Raw genomic sequence first — 18,487 nt, 5'->3', positions numbered from 1 at the left:
GGAGCTCGTCAACTCCGACGGGCAGACGTCCTCCGCCCTGGAGGACGCCCGGAACCGGGCCCAGGACATCGGGATCCTCACCGGCACGGTCGCCGCGGCAGGCCCCGGCCTCGTCCTGACGATCCGCGACCCCGGGGACGACGTGCAGGTCACCGACATCATCGACACGATCCAGGAGCTGCGCGGGGCGGGTGCGGAGACCATGCAGATCGACGGCGTCCGCGTCGGGGTCTCCACGGCCGTCGCGGGCCGCCCCGGGGCGCTCGAAGTGGACGGGCAGCCGATCGAGACCCCGTACGAGTTCGTCGTCATCGGGTCGCCGCAGAACATCGAGACCGCGATGAACATCCCCGGGGGAGTGGTGCCGCACATCGGCAGCCGCGGTGGCTCGGTCAGCATCGAGACGTCCCCCCGGGTCGTGGTGGACGCGTTGCGGCCGCTCGACACGCCTCAATACGCTGCGCCGGACACCGACGACTGACGCGGTCAGCCGCCTTCCCGCTCCCTGCCGCAGACCAGGAGACCCGCCGCATGGCCACCCCAGACGACCGCCGTTACACCGACCAGCACGAATGGGCGCTGGTGCAGGGCACCGACGGGACGGAGGCCACTGCGGGAGCACGGACCATCGTCAGGGTCGGCATCACCGACCACGCGCAGGACGCCCTCGGGGACATCGTGTTCGTCCAGCTGCCGGAGGTGGGGGACGACGTCGCGCCCGGGACGCCGATCGGTGAGGTGGAGTCGACCAAGTCGGTGTCCGACGTCTACGCGCCCATCGCCGGCGTGGTGACGGCGGTGAACGAGAAGCTCGCCGATGCGCCCGAGACCATCAACGCCGACCCGTACGGCGAGGGCTGGCTGGTCGAGATCAGCGCGCCGGGCGAGGGTGGCGACCCCATCGGCCCGCTGATGGACGCCGCCGCCTACCAGGCGCTCGTCGACGCCTCCTGACGGCCCGCCGTCGGGCCCGGCGGCACGCCCGTCACTATGATCGCGCTGGGGTGCCCGAAGCCGTGGTGACCAGCACGGAAACCGCGGTTCCCACACCCTGAACGTCCGGTTGACCCTCGGGTCCGCCGACTGGTTCCATGACCCACGGTCCGCCGACACGCGGCGGCCGACCCGCGTCGGGCCGACCGGTCCGACGTCCGCCGGCCGCACGCGGCCTGTTCGAGACTCGCGGCGGGCCTTCGCCCAAGGAGGAGACAGACGTGCACTGCACTCGATGTGGACACGAGAACCCCGAGGGCAGTCGCTTCTGCGCGCAGTGCGGCTCGGCGCTCTCCCAGGAGCGGGTCGGAGAGTCGACCTCGGTGATCCCCAAGGTCGGCGGCGAGGACTCCGCCGAGCAGCCGGAGATCGCGGAGTCGGCCGCCGACGCGCACGCCGGCGCCGTGGAGTCGCTGCCGTCCGGGTCGGCGCTGCTGGTCGTCAAGCGCGGCCCGAACGCCGGCAGCCGTTTCCTGCTGGACCAGGACGTCACGACCGCGGGCCGTCACCCCGACAGCGACATCTTCCTGGACGACGTGACCGTCAGCCGCCGGCACGTGGAGTTCCACCGCGAGGGCGGCGGCTTCTCGGTGCACGACGTCGGCAGCCTCAACGGCACCTACGTCAACCGGGAGCCCGTCGACGTCGCGACGCTCGCCGGGGGCGACGAGGTCCAGATCGGCAAGTTCCGCCTCGTCTACCTGACCGGCCCCCGCACCGGCGAGCCGGCCGCTCGCTAGTGGCCCGGCCCCGCGCGCTCCGCACGGGCGCCGACGAGACGAGGACGTGACCGCCGTGCCCGAGCGCGACAGTGCGCTCGGGGACGCCGCGGACCAGCGCGCGCCGCGGCTCACCATCGGCGAGGTGCTGGCAGTTCTTCGCGACGACTTCCCCGACGTCACGATCAGCAAGATCCGTTACCTCGAGTCCGAGGACCTCGTCCATCCGCAGCGCACGCCGTCCGGGTACCGGAAGTTCTCCCGGGCCGACGTGAGCCGGCTGCGGTACGTCCTGGCCGCCCAGCGAGACCAGTACCTCCCGCTGCGGGTCATCAAGGAGCACCTCGAGGCGCTCGACCGCGGCGAGCCGTTGCCGGCCGGCGCCGGCGGGCCCGGAACTGTGCCGCCGCCTCCCGCCGCCGGCGACGACGAGGCCCGCGTCCCGCCCCTGACGCCGGAGCAGTTCGCCCGCGCCGCCGGGCTCGAGCCCGAGCAGCTCGCCGACTGCGTGCAGTTCGGGCTCCTGGCCACCGACGCCGACGGCCGGCACCCCGCGGCCGACCTTCCGGTGGCCCGGGCCGCCGCGGGGCTCGCGCGGCACGGGATCGAGCCGCGGCACCTCCGGGTCTACCGCAGCGGCGTGGAGCGCGAGGCGGGACTGGTCGAGCAGCTGGTCGCGCCGGTGCTGCGCGCCCGCTCGGAGGAGGCCCGCACCCGCGCCACGGAGAAGCTCCGGGAGCTCGCGACCCTGTCCGCCCAGCTCCACACGGCCCTCCTGGAAGCGCGCCTGCGGGAACTCCTGCGCCCCTGACTCCGGCGTACCGTGAACACGTCGCAACGCGACCGACGAGACCGACCCACCCGCGCCATGTCACTACCGCCCACCCACCCCGACCGGGCGCAGCAGCTGAGGAGCCGCACCGTGCAGGAGCTTCGAGTCGTCGGCGTCCGGGTCGAGCTGCCCGGGAACCAGCCGATCCTGCTGCTGAAGGAGACGCAGGGGGAGCGGTACCTGCCCATCTGGATCGGCGCCGTCGAGGCAGCCGCGATCGCCTTCGAGCAGCAGGGCGTCCGCCCGGCCCGGCCGATGACCCACGACCTCCTCCGCGAGGTGGTGCGGGCGCTCGGCGCGACGCTGGAGGCCGTGAACATCACCGAGATGCGCGACGGCATCTACATCGCCGAGCTGGTGTTCGGCGACGAGCGCGTCGTCAGCGCCCGGCCGTCGGACGCCGTCGCCCTCGCCGTCCGGACCGGTGCCCCGATCTACGGCGCCGACGACCTGCTCGACGAGGTCGGTATCGAGATCCCGGACGAGCAGGAGGACGAGGTCGAGAAGTTCCGCGAGTTCCTCGACCAGATCTCGCCGGAGGACTTCGGGGCGGGATCGGGCTCCGGAGGGGCCGCCTGACGACAGCTCCGGGAGCATCGCAGCGACGAGCGGACGGGGGCGCGGAGTCAGGCCGAGGAGCCGCCTGAGGGTCTACCTCAGGGGCAGGAGGACATCCTGGGGGTATCGGCAGCACCGCGCATACCTCCACTCGAAATGATGAGCGCGACGACACGCCGCCCCGCTCAGTTGACCCACCCCCTGGCCCGGCTTACGGTCGGCGAACAACAACGGTGTGACACCTGAGGTCAGTGGGTGCAACGCCGTCGACCCGGACCGCGCGAGCGGCACGGGACCAGAGGAGGACGCTGGACGTGAGCGACCAGAGCAACGGCTCCCAGGGTCAGCTCTTCAGCGATGCCGCTGTCGGCGCCCCGGCGTACGACGAGGTCGACACCGACCTCGTCGGCTACCGCGGTCCGACGGCGTGCGCCGCTGCGGGCATCACCTACCGGCAGCTCGACTACTGGGCCCGTACCGGCCTGGTGGCCCCGTCGGTCCGCACCGCGACCGGCTCGGGCACGCAGCGGCTGTACTCCTTCCGCGACATCCTGGTGCTGAAGGTCGTCAAGCGGCTGCTGGACACCGGCGTCTCCCTGCAGAACATCCGGAAGGCCGTCGACCACCTCCGCAACCGCGGCATCAAGGACCTCGCCAACGTCACGCTGTTCTCCGACGGCGCCACGGTCTACGAGTGCACCTCGGCCGAGGAGGTCGTCGACCTGCTCGCCGGCGGTCAGGGCGTCTTCGGCATCGCCGTCTCCGGCGCGCTCCGGGAGCTCTCCGGTGAGCTCGCCGAGCTGCCGGCCGAGCGTCTCGACGGCGCACCGATGCACTCGTCGGACGACGAGCTGTCCATGCGCCGCCGCAAGCGCGTCGCCGGCTAGTAGGAACCGCACCGGAGCATTTCCGGTGCACCGAGTCTCGGGTTGCTGTCGTCATCCCTCCTCCATGAGGACAGCGGGCCGACACTCGCGGGAGGTCTCCCACCCTTCGTCGCGCGGCAGGAGCGCCCCGGCGCGCTGGTAGCGTCGCGGCAATGGGATCCGAGACCCTGCCGCCCCTTCCCTCGCTGCGTTCGCTGGATCCGGCGGGATCGTTCGCCGCGCGGCACATCGGACCCCGGCCCGCGGACACCGAGGCGATGCTGGCCGCGATCGGCCATCCCAGCCTCGAGGAGCTGGTCGACGCCTGCGTCCCCGAGGGCGTGCGCGACCGGACCCCTCTCGACCTGCCGGCCGCGCTGGACGAGGCCGCCGTCCTGGACCTGCTGCGCGAACGCGCCGAGGCCAACGACGTCTACACCTCGATGATCGGGTTGGGGTACTACGGCACCGTCACCCCGGCCGTCATCCAGCGGAACGTGCTGGAGAACCCGGCCTGGTACACCGCCTACACGCCCTACCAGCCCGAGATCAGCCAGGGCCGGCTCGAGGCGCTGATCAACTTCCAGACGATGGTGGCCGACCTGACCGGCCTGGACGTCGCCGGCGCCTCGATGCTCGACGAGTCCACCGCCGCAGCCGAGGCGATGACGCTGGTCCGCCGCGCGGGCCGCGCGAAGGCCGACGCGGTCTTCGTCGTCGACGCCGACACCCTGCCGCAGACCCTCGGCGTCCTTCAGACGCGGGCCGAGCCGCTCGGCATCACCCTGCACGTGACCGACCTGTCCCAGGGCTGGCCCGCCGATCTGCCCGAGGCCGGCGCGTTCGGAGTCCTGCTGTCCTACCCGGGTGCCAGCGGCGCCGTACGCGACCACCGCGCGCTCACCCGGGCGGCCCACGACGCCGGGGCCTCGGTGGTCGTCGCCGCCGACCTCCTGGCCCTCACGCTGCTGGAGGCGCCGGGGGAGTGGGGTGCCGACGTCGCCTGCGGCACGACCCAGCGCTTCGGCGTCCCCATGGGCTACGGCGGGCCGCACGCCGGCTACCTCGCCGTCCGCGAGGGCCTGGCCCGTCAGCTGCCGGGCCGTCTGGTCGGGGTCTCGGTCGACGCGGACGGCGGCGTCGCCTACCGCCTGGCGCTGCAGACCCGGGAGCAGCACATCCGCCGGGAGAAGGCGACCAGCAACATCTGCACGGCCCAGGTGCTGCTCGCCGTCATGGCCGGCGCCTACGCCGTCTACCACGGCCCCGAGGGCCTGGCGGCGATCGCGGCGCGCGTGCACCGCAGCGCTGTCGCGCTGGCCGGCTGGCTGCGCGCCGGCGGGCTGGAACTCGTCCACGAGCACTTCTTCGACACCCTCGAGGCGACCGTGCCCGGCCGGGCCGCCGAGGTCGTCGCCGCGGCCGCCGAGCGACGGATCAACCTGCGCCTCGTCGACGCCGACACGGTGGCCGTCGCCTGCGACGAGACGACGACGCCGGCGGTCCTCCGCTCGGTCGCCGATGCCTTCGGCGTCCCGGCGGACGACGCCGCGCTGGACGACGGGGGTGCCGATGCCCTGCCGGCCGACCTGCGCCGCCGGACCCCCTTCCTGACCCACCCGGTCTTCTCCGCGCACCGGTCCGAGACGGCCCTGCTGCGCTACCTGCGCATGCTGAGCGACAAGGACCTCGCGCTCGACCGCACGATGATCCCGCTCGGCTCGTGCACCATGAAGCTCAATGCGGCGACCGAGATGGCCGCCATCACCTGGCCGGAGTTCGCGAAGCTGCACCCGTTCGTGCCGGTCGAGCAGGCGCGCGGGTACGCCACGCTGATCCAGGAGCTGTGCGACGCGCTGGCCGAGGTCACCGGCTACGCGGCGGTCAGCGTCCAGCCCAACGCCGGGTCCCAGGGGGAGTTCGCCGGACTGCTCGCCATCCGCGCCTACCACCACTCGCGCGGTGACCGGCAGCGCGACGTCTGCCTGATCCCCAGCTCCGCGCACGGGACGAACGCCGCGAGCGCCGTCATGGCCGGCATGCGGGTCGTCGTGGTCGCCTGCGACGAGGCGGGCAACGTCGACGTCGCCGATCTGCACGCCAAGGTCGACCAGCACGCCGACCGGCTGGCGGCGATGATGATCACCTACCCGTCGACCCACGGCGTCTTCGAGGCCGACATCCAGGAGATCTGCGGCGCCGTCCACGACGCCGGTGGGCAGGTCTACGTCGACGGCGCCAACCTCAACGCCATGGTGGGCCTGGCCAAGCCGGGGCGCTTCGGCTCCGACGTCAGCCACCTGAACCTGCACAAGACCTTCTGCATCCCGCACGGCGGCGGCGGTCCGGGCGTGGGCCCGATCGGTGTCCGCGAGCACCTCGTGCCCTTCCTGCCGGGGCACCCGCTGGTCGACACCGGGACGGAGGGTCCGGTCGTGTCCGCGGCTCCCTGGGGCTCGGCCGGCATCCTGCCGATCTCCTGGGCCTACGTCCGGTTGATGGGACCCGACGGTCTGCTGGCGGCGACGGAGCACGCCGTCCTGGCGGCCAACTACGTCGCCACCCGGCTGCGCGAGCACTTCCCGGTGCTCTACACCGGCGCCGACGGGCTGGTCGCCCACGAGTGCATCCTCGACATCCGGCCGCTGACCAAGGCGACCGGCGTGACCAACGACGACATCGCCAAGCGGCTGATCGACTTCGGGTTCCACGCGCCGACCATGAGCTTCCCGGTGGCCGGGACGCTGATGGTCGAGCCGACCGAGAGCGAGGACAAGGCCGAGCTGGACCGGTTCGTCGAGGCGATGATCACCATCCGCGGCGAGATAGAGAAGGTGGCCACCGGCGAGTACGACGCCACCGACAACCCGCTGCGCAACGCCCCGCACACCCTGGCGATGCTGGCGGGGGAGTGGGAGCGGCCCTATCCGAGGACGACGGCGGTCTACCCGGTCCGGGGCCTGCAGGGGCGGACCTACCTCAGCCCGGTCCGGCGGATCGACCAGGCCTACGGCGATCGCAACCTGGTCTGCGCGTGCCCGCCGCCGGAGGCGTTCGCCGAGCACGACTTCGGCTCCGAGAGCAGCGAGAGCCCCGAGCGCAACGGGCACGTGCCCGAGCGGGACGCGGGCGCCCCGGACGACCTGGGGACGACGGCCGACGTGGTGGGCGCCCGCGCCTGAACGCGGCCCGCGGGAAACGTCGGTGCCGCCTGGCAGGGTGTCGACCATGACCGACCCCGGTGCGAAGGCCGACCTGCAGCGCTACCTCCAGTCAGCCCGCGACGCGCTGCTGTGGAAGCTGGAGGGGCTGTCGGAGTACGACGTCCGGCGGCCGTTGACGCCGACCGGCACGAACCTGCTGGGCCTCGTCAAGCACCTGGCCTACGTGGAGCTCGGCTACTTCGGCGAGACGTTCGGCCGGCCGGAACCCGACGCCACCGCCTGGATCGAGGACGACGGCTCCGACCCCAACTGGGACATGTGGGCGGCCGCGGACGAGTCCCGCGACCAGATCGTCGGCCTGTACCGCCGTGCGTGGGCCACCGCCGACGCCACGATCGAGGCGCTCGCGCTGGACGCTCCCGGTCGCGTGCCCTGGTGGGACGGCGACCGCGCCTCGGTGACGCTGCACCGCGTGCTCGTGCACGTCATCGCCGAGACGAACCGGCACGCAGGCCACGCCGACGTGGTGCGCGAGCTGGTCGACGGCGCCGCCGGCCTGCGGGCCGGCAACGTCAACCTGCCCGAAGGCGTCGACGGGACCTGGTGGTCCGACTACCGCGAGCGGCTGGAGCAGACCGCGCGGAAGGCGGGTTCCTCCTCTTAGGCGGGGGCGAGCCAGGTGTGGTGGTCGGGCACCGCCCGGCCGTCGGGGAGCAGCTCACCGTCGTCGTCGAAGAGGACGACGCCGTTGCAGAGCAGGCTCCATCCCTGTTCCGGGTGGCTGCTCACGACCGCGGCGAGGTCGCGGGCGTCACTGTCGACATCGGGGCAGGGCGTCACGTGGTGGCACATAGCGGTTCCGTCCGTTCGGGTTCCCGGCGGGGCCGCCGGGAGTCACTCAAGGTGCTCGTCCGATTACCGGATTCGGCAAGTGTGCGCGGATACTGAAGAGTCGGGTCGTGACGCCGGTCACCACGTCACCCCAACGAGTCGTCAGGTACTGCCAACGACTCTGGTGACGGTACGGCGTCGTGCCAGGTCGGTGCGGCGTGTCGGCCGCCGATCCTCAGAGCTTCCGGAGGAGCACGCGGCGGACGGAATGGTCCGCCGACTTCTGCAGCACGAGGCGGGCGCGGGAGCGCGTCGGTGCGATGTTGTGCCGCAGGTTCGGCCCGTTGACAGCTGCCCAGATGCCGAGCGCGGTCTCGTGCGCCTGCTCGTCGGTGAGGTCGGCGAAGCGGTGGAAGTAGGCGGTCGGGTCCTGGAACGCCGTACGGCGCAGGGCGAGGAACCGTTCGACGTACCAGCGTTGGATGTCGGCCTCCGCGGCGTCGACGTACACGGAGAAGTCGAAGAAGTCGGAGAGGAAGACCTCCGGCGCCGTCCCGTCGGTCCGCCGTCCCGCCTGGAGGACGTTGAGGCCCTCGAGCACGAGGATGTCCGGCCGGTCCACGGCCTGCCGTCGGTCGGGGACGATGTCGTAGGACTGGTGGTCGTAGACCGGGGCGTACACCTCCTCGCGACCGGACTTCACGTCGGCGACGAAGCGCACCAGCGCGCGCCGGTCGTAGCTCTCCGGGAACCCCTTGCGGCCGAGGAGGCCGCGTGCCTCCAGCGCCGCGTTCGGCAGCAGGAAGCCGTCGGTGGTCACCAGATCGACCCGGGGCGAGCCGGGTCCGGCCGACAGCAGCGTCTGGAGCAGCCGGGCGGTCGTGCTCTTGCCGACGGCGACGCTGCCGGCCACCGCGATCACGAACGGCACCTTCGCGGTCGTGTTGCCGAGGAACTCGCTCTGCGCGGCCCACAGCCGCCGGCTGGCCGTCACGTGCAGGCTGAGCAGCTCGGCCAGCGGCAGGTAGACCGTCGCCACCTCGTCGAGGTCGATCCGGTCGCCGAGCGTCGCCAGGTTCCGCAGCTCGGTCTCGTCCAGCGGCAGCCGCGTCCCCTCCGCCAGGGCTCGCCACGACGCGCGGTCGAACACCGCGTAGGGCGAGAAGGAGTGCCGCGTACCGACCGTCACGGCACCATCGTGCCGTCCGGGTGGCCTCGGGGGTTCGTGCGGGTCACCCGCCCGGGTGGGCAGCGTCCACGGACGGACCCGGAACGGCATCGAGCGGAGCCCACGCGTCTAGGGTTCTGGCTGTGCCGACCCGCCCGGGGCTGCTCGACTGCATCGAGCGCTACTTCGCCGCCGCGCCGCTCCCGGACGCGCGGATCGAGTCCGTCGGCGGGCTCGACGTCCCGATCGGCGACCCGGTCTGGCCCTATCCCGCGCGGCCACGCGCCGGCGGCGGGCCCGTGACGGCGGACGACGTCCGGGCGGCGGTCACGCTGCAGGAGGAGTCGGCACTGCCCCCGGCGCTGGAATGGGTGCCCGAGTGCTCGCCGGACACCGCCGCGGCGGCCCGGGGCGCGGGGCTGACCGTCGAGGAGCTGCCGCTGCTGGTGGCCGTCGACCCCGTCGAGCTGCTCCTCCCGGCCGGCGTGCGGCTCTACGTCGTCGGGGCCGACGACCCGCAGCTCCCGCACTACCAGCGGGTCGCCGCGACGGCCTTCGCCACCCCCGGCGGCGCCGCGGACGTCGGTGACGTCCCGCTCGACAGCTCCGCCGAGGCCCGGGCGCGGACGGCCGTCCTCCGCGAGCGCATCGCGGTCGGCCGCACCGTGATGATGGTCGCGGTGGAGAACGGCCGACCGGTGGCCGTCGGCTCGCACCAGCCGGTCGACATCGACGGGAACGAGGTGAGCGAGGTCGTCGGCGTGGCCACCCTGCCGCGCCTGCGCGGACGCGGGCTCGGGGCCGGGATGGCGTCGGCGCTCGCCGCGCACGCCACCGAGACCGCCGACATGGTCTTCCTCGCCGCCGGTGACGACGACGTCGCCCGCATCTACGAGCGCGTCGGGTTCGCCCGGCTGGCGACCACCGCCGTCGCCGACCTCCGCCCGCCCTGCTGAGCGGGGTGCCCCGTACTCAGGAGTGCCGGGGTGGCGGCAGGGCGGCGGCCGCGGCGGTCAGCGCCGCGCTGGCCGCCTCGTAGCTCACCGACCTGGGCGCCGCGCTGAGCAGCACGACCACCCGGTGGCCGATCACGCCGACCGAGTGCAGGTGCCGCTGGCCCCCGATGCAGCACATCCAGCCCTGCTTGACCGCCGTCAGGGGCGGCGCGGTGCCGAAGAGCCCGAACCGCTGCAGGAAGCCGTCGGCCGCGACGGGCGTGGCGGTGCGCATCCAGACCATGAGGGCCCCGGCGTCGGCGGGGTGGGCCACCACCGGCAGCAGGCTCAGGAACCGCGCGAGATCGCGCGCCGTCGTCATGGTCGATCCCCACTGGCCGGGCGACGTCGGGGGAGTGGTGCCCGCGAGCCCGTAACGGGCGGCGACGTCGGAGACCATCCGCCCGCCGCCGTACCGCACCCAGAGCGCCGAGGCGGCCGGATCGTCGGAGTGCCGGATCATGGCCTGGAGCTGCGCGAAGTCCGCACGCGTCAGGCTGAGCAGACCCACCCGCGACCGGTGCAGGATGTCCTCGGCCATGAACAGCTTGACCATGGAGGCCGTGGGGATCGGCGTCGCGGCCGGGGCACCGTTGTCCGCCGACCACCCGGCCGCGCGGATCCGGCGGGCCTCGTAGCCGCGGACCGGTTCCCCGGACGGGCGCTCCTGCTGGCGGGCCACCGCCACGGCGATCGTGCCGTCCTGGCCGTAGGCCGCGACGACCGCCGGGACCACCTCCGACGCCCATCTGCCACCCGCCGCCGCCCGGCGTTCACCCGGGAGCGCCACCTCGGCGAAGAGGACCGCGAGCAGCGTGAGCGGGAGGAGCACCAGCCGGGACGAACCCGGTCGGCGCACCGTGACCGTCGCCATGCCTCCATGGTGCGCCGACCCAGCGGCGATGAGCTTCGGCGCTGCACGAATTTCTCGTGGCGGGTCTAGTCCTCCTCGTACGTGGCCACCAGGGTCGCGCGGGCCAGGGTGTGGAAGAACAGGTTGAAGCCGAGGACGGCGGGCGTGGTGTCGCCGGTGACGTCGAGGGTCTCGGTGTCCACGGCGTGCACGACGACGAAGTACCGGTGGGTGCCGTGGCCGGACGGGGGAGCGGCACCCACGTAGCCGGTGAACCCGCCGTCGTTGCGCAGCTGCACCGCCCCGTCGGGCAGCTGCGGGGCGTCCTTGTCGCCGGCCCCGCCGGGCAACTCGGTCACCGAGGCCGGGATGTTCGCCACCGCCCAGTGCCAGAACCCGCTGGCGGTCGGCGCGTCCGGGTCGTACACGGTCACGGCGAAGCTCTTCGTGCCCTCGGGGAAGCCCGACCACGACAGCTGCGGCGACCGGTCCTCGCCGCCGGCCCCCATGACGCCGCTGACATGCGGCGCGGCGAGGGTCGCGCCGTCGGCGCAGTCGGTGCTCGTGACGGTGAAGGTCGGCACCTGGGGCAGGAAGTCGTACGGGTTCGGGGGCGTCGGCCGGTCGGCCATGGTCGTCTCCTCTGCTGGGACGGACGGCGGTATCCGCGACCGACCCTAGGCAGCACCGATGGGCCGCGCCCGTCGGCCGCGATCCGGCGTCCGCCAGGTCGATACACGACTGCAGCCGTTCCGACACGTGCCGACGGCCCGCCGCCGGTAGCGTTCCCCCGTGCCAGCTCCCGGGCCCCTCGGCCTCCCGGATTCGATCCGTGTCTGCCTGTTCGACCTCGACGGCGTCCTGACGCGCACGGCGACGGTGCACTTCGCCGCCTGGAAGCGGACCTTCGACGAGTTCCTGCAGCGCTTCCATCCGGACCAGCCGGAGTTCAGCCAGCTGGACTACAACCGCTACGTCGACGGCAAGCACCGCGCCGACGGCGTCCGGGGGTTCCTGGCCAGCCGGGGCATCACGCTCCCCGAGGGGAGCCCCGGTGACCCGCCGGAGGCCGCGACGGTGCAGGCGATCGCGACGCGGAAGAACGACATGGTGCTGCGCGAGCTCGAGGAGCACGGCGTGGAGGTCTACCCGGGCTCGGTCCGCTACCTGCGGAAGGTGAAGGAGGCCGGGCTGGCGACCGCCGTCGTCACCGCCTCGGCGAACGGCGAGAAGGTCATCGCCGCCGGTGGGTTCGCCGACCTGATCGACGTCCGGGTGGACGGCCTCGTCGCCGCCCGGGACGCGCTCCGGGGCAAGCCGGAGCCGGACACCTTCCTCGCCGCGGCCCGGCTGCTCGGCGCCGAGCCGGCGGCCGCGGCCGTCTACGAGGACGCCATCTCCGGGGTGCAGGCCGGCCGGGCGGGCGGCTTCGGCTACGTCGTCGGGGTGGACCGCGTCGGGCAGGCCGAGGCGCTGCAGGCAGCCGGTGCCGACGTCGTCGTCACCGACCTCGAGCAGTTGATGGGGGAGAACTCGTGACGGAGGGACGGGCGACGTTCCCGATCGAGCCGTGGTCGCTGACCGAGGTCGGGCTCGACCACGCGTCGCTCGCCGTCCACGAGTCGGTGTTCGCCCTGACCAACGGGCACATCGGCATGCGCGGGTCGTTCGAGGAGGGAGAGCCGGTGGTCATCCCCGGCACGTACCTCAACGGCTTCTTCGAGGAGCGGCCGCTGCCCTACGCCGAGGCGGGCTACGGCTTCCCCGAGCAGGGCCAGACGATGGTCAACGTCACCGACGGCAAGCTGATCCGGCTACTGGTGAAGGACTCGCCGCTCGACCTCGACTACGGCGAGATCATCGACCACACGCGCAGCCTCGACCTGCGCGCCGGTGTCCTCCGGCGCTCCACCGAGTGGCGCTCGCCGGGCGGCCGGACCGTGCGCGTGACCAGCACCCGGCTGGTGTCCCTGTCCCGCCGGTCGATCGCGGCGATCGAGTACAAGGTGGAGCTCACCGACGACCTCGGGGACCTCTACGTCGCACTCCAGTCCGACCTGCTGGCCAACGAGGCCGTGCCGACGGACGACGACGACCCCCGCGCGGCCGCGGCGCTGGCCAAGCCGCTGCACTCGGAGCTCGCGGTGGGCCGCGGACGGCGTGCCGTCCTGGTGCACCGCACGAAGCGCAGCCACCTGCGCATGGCCGCCGGGATGGACCACGTCATCGAGATCCCCGACACCAGCACCGAGGACCTCGAGGCCATGGGCGACCTGGCCCGGTACACGCTGGCCGCGCGGATCCCGCCCGGTGGGTCGCTGAAGCTGGTCAAGTTCCTGGCCTACGGCTGGTCGTCGCGGCGGTCGAGCCCGGCGCTGCGCGACCAGGTCGAGGCGGCCCTGGCCACGGCGAAGCTCGCCGGCTGGGACCGGCTGGTGCGTGAGCAGCGGGAGCTGCTGGACCAGCACTGGGACGAGGCCGACGTCGAGATCGAGGGCGACGACGAGCTCCAGCAGGCCGTGCGGGTCGGCATGTTCCACGTCCTGCAGGCCGGTCTGCGCGGTGAGCGGCAGCCGATCCCCGCCAAGGGGCTGACCGGCCCCGGGTACGACGGGCACACGTTCTGGGACACCGAGACCTACGTGCTCCCGGTCCTGACCTACACGGCGCCGCACGCCGTCCGTGACGCGTTGCGCTGGCGGCACTCGACCCTGGAGATGGCCCGCGAGCGGGCCCGCGTCCTCGGCCGGAAGGGCGCGGCGTTCCCGTGGCGCACCATCCGGGGTGAGGAGACGTCGGGGTACTGGCCGGCGGGGACGGCCGCCTTCCACATCAACGCCGACATCGCCGACGCCGTCGTCCGGTACTGGAACGCCACCCTGGACGACGACTTCGACCGCGACTTCGGCGCGGAGCTGCTCATCGAGACCGCCCGGCTGTGGGCGTCGCTCGGACACTTCGACGCCGAGCACGGCTTCCGGATCGACGGCGTGACCGGGCCGGACGAGTACACCGCCGTGGTCGACAACAACGTCTACACGAACCTCATGGCGCAGCGGAACCTGCGCGAGGCGGCCGAGGCGGTCAAGCGCCAACCCGACGTCGCGGGGCGGCTGGACGTCGAACCCGACGAGGTGGACACGTGGCTGCGGGCGGCGTCGCTGATGGCCGTGCCCTACGACACCCAGCGCGGCGTCCACATGCAGTCCGACGCGTTCACGCACCACGAGGAATGGGACTTCGCGAACACGCCGAAGGACCACTACCCGCTGCTGCTGCACTACCCGTACTTCGAGATCTACCGCAAGCAGGTCGTCAAGCAGGCCGACCTGGTCATGGCGCTGCACCTGCGCGGTGACGCCTTCACCCTCGAGGAGAAGATCGCCAACTTCGCCTACTACGAGGCGCGGACGACGCGGGACTCCTCGCTGTCGGCGAGCCAGCAGGCCGTGGTCGCCGCGGAGACCGGCCACCTGCAGCTGGCCTACGACTACTGGGCCGAGGCGGCGCTGACCGACCTGCAGAACCTGCACCACAACTCCGGCCACGGTCTGCACATCGCGTCGCTCGCCGGGGGCTGGACGGTCGCCGTCGCCGGCTTCGGGGGGATGCGGGACCACAACGGCGAGCTGACCTTCGGTCCACGGCTGCCCGAGCGGATCACCCGCATGCGGTTCCGGGTCGTGTACCGGGGGCGCAGGCTGACCGTCAGCGTCACGCCCACGCACGCGACCTACCGGCTGGAGGACGGCGAACCGCTCGACATCCGCCACCACGGCCGCCAGGTCACCGTCGACCACTCGGACCTGGTGCTGGAAATCCCGCCCCCGCCGCAGGTCGAGCCGGTGACCCAGCCGGTGGGCTGCGAGCCGCGGCGCCGCGCGCGGAAGTAGCTCAGGTCAGCAGCCAGTAGCCGCCGAGGAGCAGCGCCCCGACGTCGACCAGCAGGAAGAACCCGACCCACAGGAGCGCCGGTACCCGGGTGAGCCGGGCGAGCTGGTCGGCGTCGGAGTCGGGCGCCCGGCGCCGGCGCCGGGCGCCCTGCAGCTCGACGACGGTCCGGGGTGCGGCGAACAGCAGGAACCAGGTGGCGACCGCGGCGAACGCGGCCTGCCCGTCGGGCGGCAGCCACCAGGTCGCGGCGAAGACGACGGCCCCGGTGACCAGCACCGACCGGAGGCCGTACCAGTTGCGGATCTGGACGAGCAGCAGCGCGAGCAGGAGCAGCAGCGCCCAGAGAAGGCCGACCGCGTGCCCCGACGCCAGGAGCGCGGCGGCGCCCAGGCCGAACAGCCCCGGGCCGACGTAGCCCGATGCGCAGGTCAGGACCATGCCGGGTCCCGTGGGCCGACCGGCCGAGACCGTGAGGCCGGACGTGTCCGAGTGCAGCCGGATGCCCGACAGCCGCCGCCCCGCTGCCAGGGCCACCAGCCCGTGGGCGCCCTCGTGGGCGATCGTGACCACGTGCCGGGTCGGCCGCCAGAGCACGGGGGAGAGGACGAGGACGGCGGCGACCGCCGCGGTGCCCAGCAGGACCTCCGTCGGCAGCTCCGGGACCGGTGCGGTCACGCGCGCCCAGAACCGGCCGAGGACCTCCACGGCGCCGAGTCAACCGCACCGACCTGCGGATTCCCGGCGACCGCGCCGATGGTCGGTCGACCGTGGGGAGGGGGTGCGAGCATTCCCGCGTGGACGTGCTGTCGTCGCTCGGTGCCTTCGTGCTCGCGGTGCTGCTGATCTCCGCGTCGCCCGGGCCCGCGATGGCGCTGATCTTCCGGCGGGCTGCACTCCGGGGGCTCCGCGGCGCGGTGCCGACGGTGCTGGGCCTGGAGCTCGGGCTCTACGTGTGGGCGCTGTTCGCCGGGGCGGGGTTCGCGGCGCTGGTCGCGGCGTCGGAGATGGCCTACGTCGTCCTGCGGGTGGTAGGCGCTGCCGTCCTGCTGCTGCTCGGGTTCCGTGCGCTGCGCACCGCCTGGCGCGGTGAGGCAGCCATCGTCGGGGAGCCGGTTCCCACCGGCCGTCGGTGGTGGGGCGCGTTCGCGGAGGGCGTCGTGGTCCAGCTGGCCAACCCGAAGGCCGCCGTGTTCATGATCGCCTTCTACCCGCAGTTCGTGCCGGCCGACGGTCCGGTGTTCGCGACGACCGCCGTCCTGGGGCTGGTGCAGATCACCCTCGAGACCGTGCTCTACCTCGGTCTGGCGGCCGGGGTGGCACGGGCCGGCACCTGGTTCCGCCGGCCCAGGATTAGGCGCCGGCTCGAGGCGGTCAGCGGGACCGTGCTGGTGGGGCTGGGGCTGCGGGTCGCTGCGTCGGGCCGGTGAGTCAGTTGCCGGGCTTCACGGCCTTGCCGCGCTCCTGCTCCGCGTCGTCAGCCTCGTAGGCACCCGGTACGGCGGTCGGCCGTCCCGCGTCGTCGCCGCCCGGCGTCACCGGCGTGGCGGTCAGGTCGTCCGGGCCGGGCGACGGCGTGCCGGCCGGGTCGTTGCGCTCGTCGGTGTCGGGACGCTGCTCGGTCATGCCCGAGCGCTACCCGGCCGCCGGACGGGGAACCGTCGACCGGCGCGCCCGACTCCGTTCCGTCCGGGGGGTCGCCGGGTGTGCAATGGACGATCCGACGGGGTGGAAGGCCCGTCCCGGCGGGCCGGTTCCGAGTAGGTGGACCATGGCTCTCCGCAGACTTCTCGGCGTCCTGACGGTCCTGGTCCTGTGGGGGGCCGGACTACCTGTGGCCGGCGCCGCGGACGGCGACCTGACGTTCAACGGGCGGGGCTTCGGTCACGGGCGGGGCATGAGCCAGTGGGGCGCCTACGGGTACTCCGTCGACCTCGGTGCCGACTCCCGCGCGATCCTCGACCACTACTACGGGGGCACCTCGCACGCCACGAACGCGGGCAACCCGCAGATCGGCGTGGAGCTGCTCGGACTCCGGTCGCGGGAGACCCTGCTGACCGGACCCGGCCTGACGATGAACGGCATCGCCCTCGGCCGGGACGCGGTGCGGATCCGCGGGGTCGCCAGCAACACCTTCGAGGTGCTGGTCGGCGACACGTGTGCCGGGCCGTGGACCGTCTGGACCGGCACCGCGGGTGGCCGCGTCGGCTCGGGAGCGACGGTCGGCGGGGAGCTGCGGCTGTGCGAGCCCGGTTCGATCCGCGCGTACCGCGGCACGATGGGAATCGTCGACGGCGGCGGGTTCCAGACGACGGTCAACACCCTGGCCATGGACGACTACCTGCGCGGCGTGCTCCCGCGGGAGATGCCGGCGAGCTGGGGATCGGCCGGCGGTGGCCGGGGCATGGAGGCGCTCGAGGTGCAGGCGGTGGCGGCGCGCAGCTACGCGCTGTCGTCGCAGTGGACGCCGTACGCGAGGACGTGCGACTCGACCGCGTGCCAGGTCTACACCGGCGCCTACACCCGACCCGACGGCGGAGCCGTGTCCTGGATCGAGGACGGCCGGACCGACACCGCGGTCTTCGCCACGACCGGTCAGGTGCGCCGGCGGGCCGACGGGTCGGTCGCCCGGACGGAGTTCTCCGCCTCCAGCGGGGGCTGGACCGCGGGCGGCGAGTTCCCCGCCGTGGAGGACCGCGGCGACAACACCGCGGCCAACCCCAATCGGTCGTGGTCGGTGACGCTGACCCAGGCGCAGGTCGCGGCCGCCCTGGGCGTGGCGTCGGTCAGTGCAGCACGGGTCACCCAGCGGAACGGGCTCGGCGCCGACGGCGGCCGCGTGCTCCAGATCGTCTTCGACACCTCCAGCGGGCAGCGGACCCTCACCGGGGAACAGGCCAGGACGGCGCTCGGCCTGAAGAGCTCCTGGTTCACGGTCGGCTCGCTGTCGACGGCCCAGGCCCGCGCCTACGCCCGGTCGCTCTATCTCGACGTCCTCGGCCACCCCGGTGACGAGCCAGGGATCGGCTACTGGACCGCCGTCCTCCTCGGGGGCGCGGACCGCCGCTCCGTCGCCTACGGCTTCGCAGCGTCGGACGAGCGCTACCGCCAACTGGTGCACACGACCTACGTCTGGGCGCTGCGCCGCGCGCCGGACGCGGGTGGGGCGAACGTCTGGGTGAACCTGCTCGCGCGGGGCGGCACCCTCAACGACCTGAACGCCGGCATCTACGGGTCCGGCGAGTCGCTGGCCGCCCTGGGCGGCGGCGACGTCCGGCTGTGGGTCGAGGGCCTCTACCGGGGGGTGCTCGGGCGCGGCGCGAACCCCGACGAGCGCAACTACTGGGCCGGTGTCGCGGCCGGCTCCGGCCGGTCCGCCGTCGCCATGGCCGTCTCCCAGTCGGCCGAGGCACGGGACCGGCGGCTGGGGGAGTACTACCGCGTCCTGCTGGGCAGGGCGGTGGACGAGGGCGGCCGCAGCACGTTCTCGCCCATGCTGGCGGGCCGGGGTGACTTCGACGTCGTCGCCATCGTCGCCGCGAGCGACGAGTACCGGGTGCGGGCCGAGGGCCGGTTCCCGGACGGCTGATGCGTCACTGTGACGTAATGCCGGGTAT

The 18,487-nt window shown here is 73.3% G+C and carries 19 protein-coding genes; 13 read left to right on the top strand and 6 right to left on the bottom strand.

All coding sequences use genetic code 11. The features are described from left to right. The 8 genes from E4P40_RS10910 to E4P40_RS10875 all read left to right on the top strand — a co-directional run. A partial coding sequence (locus E4P40_RS10910) for a DUF881 domain-containing protein (RefSeq protein ID WP_135158658.1) occupies window positions 1–481 on the top strand: 481 nt, incomplete at its 5' end. Window positions 482–531: 50 nt separating this feature from the next. Continuing rightward, window positions 532–954, top strand: coding sequence for a glycine cleavage system protein GcvH (gene gcvH, locus E4P40_RS10905; protein WP_135158657.1), 423 nt, complete (start codon window positions 532–534; stop codon window positions 952–954). Window positions 955–1,214: 260 nt separating this feature from the next. Then, window positions 1,215–1,733, top strand: coding sequence for an FHA domain-containing protein (locus E4P40_RS10900; RefSeq protein WP_135158656.1), 519 nt, complete (start codon window positions 1,215–1,217; stop codon window positions 1,731–1,733). Between the two features lie 46 nt (window positions 1,734–1,779). Then, on the top strand, window positions 1,780–2,523 hold the full coding sequence (locus tag E4P40_RS10895; protein WP_135158655.1) for a MerR family transcriptional regulator: 744 nt from the start codon (window positions 1,780–1,782) through the stop codon (window positions 2,521–2,523). A 111-nt stretch (window positions 2,524–2,634) separates the two neighbouring features. Next, on the top strand, window positions 2,635–3,123 hold the full coding sequence (locus E4P40_RS10890; protein WP_135158654.1) for a bifunctional nuclease family protein: 489 nt from the start codon (window positions 2,635–2,637) through the stop codon (window positions 3,121–3,123). Window positions 3,124–3,416: 293 nt separating this feature from the next. Further along, on the top strand, window positions 3,417–3,989 hold the full coding sequence (locus tag E4P40_RS10885) for a MerR family transcriptional regulator (protein ID WP_135158653.1): 573 nt from the start codon (window positions 3,417–3,419) through the stop codon (window positions 3,987–3,989). A 152-nt stretch (window positions 3,990–4,141) separates the two neighbouring features. Beyond that, a complete protein-coding gene (gene gcvP, locus E4P40_RS10880; RefSeq protein ID WP_135158652.1) occupies window positions 4,142–7,150 on the top strand; it encodes an aminomethyl-transferring glycine dehydrogenase in 3,009 nt (1,002 codons plus the stop codon). Between the two features lie 46 nt (window positions 7,151–7,196). Beyond that, entirely contained in the window at window positions 7,197–7,796 is a 600-nt protein-coding gene (locus E4P40_RS10875; protein ID WP_167762186.1) for a DinB family protein, read from the top strand. Here the strand turns inward: E4P40_RS10875 and E4P40_RS10870 are convergent. Further along, a complete protein-coding gene (locus E4P40_RS10870; protein ID WP_135158650.1) occupies window positions 7,793–7,984 on the bottom strand; it encodes a DUF5999 family protein in 192 nt (63 codons plus the stop codon). The two genes, E4P40_RS10875 and E4P40_RS10870, sit on opposite strands and share 4 nt — an antisense overlap. Before the next feature lie 214 nt (window positions 7,985–8,198). Then, window positions 8,199–9,152 (bottom strand): type I pantothenate kinase, encoded by a 954-nt coding sequence (gene coaA / locus E4P40_RS10865; RefSeq protein ID WP_245160259.1) that lies wholly within the window; start codon window positions 9,150–9,152, stop codon window positions 8,199–8,201. Between the two features lie 122 nt (window positions 9,153–9,274). Here coaA and E4P40_RS10860 point away from each other — a divergent pair, with 122 nt between their 5' ends. Next, the gene (locus E4P40_RS10860; protein ID WP_135158648.1) at window positions 9,275–10,087 is read left to right on the top strand and encodes a GNAT family N-acetyltransferase; all 813 of its coding nucleotides are present in this window, start codon (window positions 9,275–9,277) and stop codon (window positions 10,085–10,087) included. Between the two features lie 16 nt (window positions 10,088–10,103). Here the strand turns inward: E4P40_RS10860 and E4P40_RS10855 are convergent, their stop codons facing one another. Then, window positions 10,104–11,000, bottom strand: a complete 897-nt coding sequence (locus E4P40_RS10855) for a serine hydrolase (RefSeq protein WP_135158647.1) — start codon at window positions 10,998–11,000, stop codon at window positions 10,104–10,106. Window positions 11,001–11,065: 65 nt separating this feature from the next. Beyond that, window positions 11,066–11,611: a YbhB/YbcL family Raf kinase inhibitor-like protein gene (locus tag E4P40_RS10850; RefSeq protein WP_135158646.1), complete on the bottom strand. Its 546-nt coding sequence runs from the start codon at window positions 11,609–11,611 to the stop codon at window positions 11,066–11,068. A gap of 160 nt (window positions 11,612–11,771) precedes the next feature. Here E4P40_RS10850 and E4P40_RS10845 point away from each other — a divergent pair, with 160 nt between their 5' ends. Together E4P40_RS10845 and E4P40_RS10840 are read left to right on the top strand one after the other, a co-directional pair. After that, complete coding sequence (locus tag E4P40_RS10845; RefSeq protein WP_135158645.1) at window positions 11,772–12,518, top strand: HAD-IA family hydrolase; 747 nt, start codon at window positions 11,772–11,774, stop codon at window positions 12,516–12,518. Next, window positions 12,515–14,872 (top strand): glycosyl hydrolase family 65 protein, encoded by a 2,358-nt coding sequence (locus E4P40_RS10840; protein ID WP_135158644.1) that lies wholly within the window; start codon window positions 12,515–12,517, stop codon window positions 14,870–14,872. Before E4P40_RS10845 ends, E4P40_RS10840 begins: the two co-directional genes overlap by 4 nt. A gap of 1 nt (window position 14,873) precedes the next feature. Here the strand turns inward: E4P40_RS10840 and E4P40_RS10835 are convergent, their stop codons facing one another. After that, on the bottom strand, window positions 14,874–15,578 hold the full coding sequence (locus tag E4P40_RS10835) for a M50 family metallopeptidase (protein ID WP_135158643.1): 705 nt from the start codon (window positions 15,576–15,578) through the stop codon (window positions 14,874–14,876). 89 nt (window positions 15,579–15,667) lie between these two features. Between E4P40_RS10835 and E4P40_RS10830 the strand changes: the two genes are divergently transcribed. Then, window positions 15,668–16,300 carry a LysE family translocator gene (locus E4P40_RS10830; protein ID WP_135158642.1) on the top strand — a complete coding sequence of 211 codons (633 nt, stop codon included), beginning with the start codon at window positions 15,668–15,670 and terminating at the stop codon, window positions 16,298–16,300. 1 nt (window position 16,301) lies between these two features. On the opposite strand, the gene E4P40_RS10825 is transcribed toward E4P40_RS10830, so the two are convergent. Further along, window positions 16,302–16,496 (bottom strand): hypothetical protein, encoded by a 195-nt coding sequence (locus E4P40_RS10825; RefSeq protein ID WP_135158641.1) that lies wholly within the window; start codon window positions 16,494–16,496, stop codon window positions 16,302–16,304. A 145-nt stretch (window positions 16,497–16,641) separates the two neighbouring features. Between E4P40_RS10825 and E4P40_RS10820 the strand changes: the two genes are divergently transcribed. After that, window positions 16,642–18,459 (top strand): DUF4214 domain-containing protein, encoded by a 1,818-nt coding sequence (locus tag E4P40_RS10820; protein WP_167762185.1) that lies wholly within the window; start codon window positions 16,642–16,644, stop codon window positions 18,457–18,459. Window positions 18,460–18,487: the final 28 nt, after the last annotated feature.

The organism is Blastococcus sp. CT_GayMR20, from assembly GCF_004570345.1.
The sequence above is the reverse complement of the archived record's forward strand: the minus strand, read 5'-3'. Positions and strand labels throughout refer to the sequence as shown.

Coding starts and splice junctions, on each gene's coding strand:
- E4P40_RS10855 (WP_135158647.1), bottom strand. CDS start 11,000: ATGGCGACGGTCACGGTGCGCCGACCGGGTTCGTCCCGGCTGGTGCTC.
- gcvP (WP_135158652.1), top strand. CDS start 4,142: ATGGGATCCGAGACCCTGCCGCCCCTTCCCTCGCTGCGTTCGCTGGAT.
- E4P40_RS10875 (WP_167762186.1), top strand. CDS start 7,197: ATGACCGACCCCGGTGCGAAGGCCGACCTGCAGCGCTACCTCCAGTCA.
- E4P40_RS10870 (WP_135158650.1), bottom strand. CDS start 7,984: ATGTGCCACCACGTGACGCCCTGCCCCGATGTCGACAGTGACGCCCGC.
- E4P40_RS10820 (WP_167762185.1), top strand. CDS start 16,642: ATGGCTCTCCGCAGACTTCTCGGCGTCCTGACGGTCCTGGTCCTGTGG.
- gcvH (WP_135158657.1), top strand. CDS start 532: ATGGCCACCCCAGACGACCGCCGTTACACCGACCAGCACGAATGGGCG.
- E4P40_RS10825 (WP_135158641.1), bottom strand. CDS start 16,496: ATGACCGAGCAGCGTCCCGACACCGACGAGCGCAACGACCCGGCCGGC.
- E4P40_RS10850 (WP_135158646.1), bottom strand. CDS start 11,611: ATGGCCGACCGGCCGACGCCCCCGAACCCGTACGACTTCCTGCCCCAG.